The following is a 2,895-nucleotide window of genomic DNA, read 5'->3' on the forward strand; positions in this document are numbered from 1 at the left end:
CGTCCGTTTTGGACAAAGCGCGGCGTCACGCTCGCCCACGAAGGGCGAAGGCGCGCCGTCGCGCGCCAATAGGCGCGTGCTGCGCTTTCGGAGGAGAAGCCCGTCAGGCTGACAGACCACGTTCCGGCCTCTGTTCCATTGCCGCCGAAGCCGGGTTGCGTGCTGGCGACGGGCGACGGAACGGGAGGAGGTGCGGCAGGCGCTACGGGCCGGTTCGCCCGTTCGATCAGCTCCGGCGTTGCGCCGGTCAGATCGAGCGCCCACCCGGCAGACGGGTAGATACCCTTTTCATCCACGCCATAGATGCGGGAGAAAGTTTGCGCGCCGACCCGCAGCGTCACGCGGTAGGAATCGGCAATTGGCTGATCGACGTAATAGCGCAACGGCGTGGCCGCAGGATCGGGCTTCACGCCCTTGCCCGCCTCAATCACCGCATAGCCTGCTTGGCGCATCGAGGAGCGCAAGCCGTCACCATAGGCCCCGCCCCCGGTAGTCGGGATCAGCACCCGGCTAATCGCAGGCGGGTAGAGTTTCACCAGCTCCGCCACGGAATCGTCAACGAGGGCTTGGGCCTGATCGGGAGGAGCCGGAACGGCGAAGCTGTCCCGGTGCGAAACGCCCGCGCAGCTCGTAAGCAGGAAAGCCACTGATACAAAAATCGCACCGCGCACGATCAGCCCCCCCTTGTGATGGTGACGCGCTCTTGGCGCTTGCCGACACCGGAGATGAGGACCGCTTGGTCAAAAATCTGATCGACAATGTAGCGGCCATCTTGGAGCCGATAATTGACGATGGAGGTATCAGCCGCCTTGGAGACGCTGCCCCCGGCCCGGACGATCAGCAGCGATGGCGCTTCCGTCTGCTCCATCGCGTGCGGCATTTCGATGATGGTTTTGACGCCATCATTGTAAACCCGGACGGGCTTCCAGCGTGCGCGGCCGTCAACGCTATAGTGGAAATCGAGATTGGAGAGATATTCGCTCCCTCCCCTGCCCGTCCCGCGCGCGCCATCGGGCACCGCCATCGTGTTTTCGGCGCGCGCCGTGTCCGATCGAGCGCGGAAAGCGGCCCATTTGGCTTGCGCTTCATCGGGATAGGTGAACGCCACCCGCGACATGAATTGCGTCCGGTGCGACACCAACCGGATATGGTAGGTGCGGCGATCGGTCGTCACGATCAGCGTTGTATTCAAGTTCGCATCGAGCGGCTTGATGATAAGATGCTGGGTTTCGTTCGGCCCGGAATTGGAAACGGCCGGTTCGATCAGCCAGCGGGCGCTATCGCCCACGTTGACCGAATTGATGTTCTCGCCCGGCTGCAACTGCACATCGCAGATTTGCAGCACAGCACAGACCACGGAGGGTTCGGAGGTGCCGAAGGCGAACAATACCGCGCCTTCGGTGCCCGGCACCGGCTTGATGCCTTCGGCGCTTTCCGCCTGCCAGCGCCGCGCGATCGACAGACCCTCGCGCTGGGTGCGCGTCAGGTTCGGATTGCGCGGGCTGATATAGGCATTGGGATCTACTTGCGCCCCTCCCCCGGCAGGCATGGGCGCGTTCGCGGGCGGCATGTCGTCGGGAAGCGGCGGACCGTCCTGCGCGGACGCGATCGAAGGCAGCGCCGCGAGGGCGGCGGCGAAATAGGCGATCTTCTTCATGTTGATTGTCCCTCCCATCAGAGTGTGCGCGACCAAGAGAAATCTTGGACGAACACGCCCAAGGGGTTTTGCTTAATTTGTTCCTCCGTGGTGGCCGAGCTGGGCGGCGCAACGCGGATCGTGACGAGCGCGCGCATTTTCGCCGGAGGCTGGATAGGCTGGCCTTGCCGATCGCGCTCCGTCTCGGTCCAATCGACCTGCCAAGAGGTCTTGGTTTGCTGAATTACCGAGGCGATTTCGACCGACACGGTTTCCCGCGCCGCGCGGGCGAAAGGCGTATTGTCGGGATTGCCGTTGAGATAGTCGGTCATCTTTGCCAACGCCGGATCGTTCGGCGCGAGCATCCCATAGACCCGGAAAATGGCTTGCTTTTGGAGTTCAACGTCAGCCGTCACCATGCGGGCCGACTGGATGAAGGAGCCGACTTGCGCTTGCACCACGCGCGCATCGGCCGGCGAAGCCACATCGGCCCGCTGGGTCGCTATCGCGTCCCCCAGCGAGTCCACGCGGACCACGTAAGGGATGAATTTCGACTGACTGCCAATCGCTATGATGCCGCCGACAGCGGCGAGGACGATCAGCATCGAAAGGATTGCCATAGTCTGCCACAAGCGCCGCGAGGCAGCGATGCCGCCCACATGCTCATTCCATTGCCGCCGCGCGTTCAGGTAGGGGTTGGGATCAACCGGGGCGCTTTCCGCAGCTCGCCGCCCCCGCAGCTTGTCAAACAGACTCATGCAGCTTCTCCGAGGTATAGGGGGCCGCCGCCGCGCGGCCGATATTAATGGTGGATTCGACGCCACGGATGGCCAGCCACTCGTTGACCCATGCCGGGCCATAGGCCGCTTCAAGGGCCTTAATGGTGGCGATGGATTCCTTGTCGGTCGCGCCGACGAAGGACAGGGCCACGGGGCCTAGCGCCAGCTCAAAGAGCCGCCGCCCCTGTTCCGAGAGATAGTAATATTGGCGCTTGGGGATGGCCGTCGCCAAGATTTCAATCTGGCGTGTATTGAGGCCCATGCGTCTGTAGAGTTGGGCGGTATCGTCATCGCGCGCATAGACGTTCGGCAGGAAAATCTTGGTCGCGGTGGACTCCACGATAACGTCAAGGATGCCCGAATTTGCGGCGTCAGACAGGCTTTGCGTTGCCATGAGAACAAGGCAGTTGGACTTGCGCAGCACCCGGAGCCATTCGCGGATTTTGGCCCGGAAGGCGGGATGCCCCAGCATAATCCATG

The 2,895-nt window shown here is 62.9% G+C and carries 3 protein-coding genes and 1 pseudogene; all 4 read right to left on the minus strand.

Going from position 1 to position 2,895, the window contains the following annotated elements:
- Positions 1-647: hypothetical protein (locus tag SPHV1_RS03620; protein WP_231634505.1), on the minus strand; the 647-nt coding region annotated here is incomplete at its 3' end.
- Positions 648-673: 26 nt separating this feature from the next.
- On the minus strand, positions 674-1,657 hold the full coding sequence (gene trbG / locus SPHV1_RS03625) for a P-type conjugative transfer protein TrbG (protein ID WP_006964392.1): 984 nt from the start codon (positions 1,655-1,657) through the stop codon (positions 674-676).
- 17 nt (positions 1,658-1,674) lie between these two features.
- Positions 1,675-2,394, minus strand: coding sequence for a VirB8/TrbF family protein (locus SPHV1_RS03630; protein ID WP_054944716.1), 720 nt, complete (start codon positions 2,392-2,394; stop codon positions 1,675-1,677).
- Positions 2,381-2,895 (minus strand): annotated as a pseudogene (locus SPHV1_RS03635) (conjugal transfer protein TrbE); the annotation flags it as partial. The pseudogene SPHV1_RS03635 and the gene SPHV1_RS03630, both read right to left, overlap by 14 nt.

The sequence above is a fragment of the Novosphingobium sp. KN65.2 genome (assembly GCF_001368935.1).
Taxonomy (GTDB): domain Bacteria; phylum Pseudomonadota; class Alphaproteobacteria; order Sphingomonadales; family Sphingomonadaceae; genus Novosphingobium; species Novosphingobium mathurense.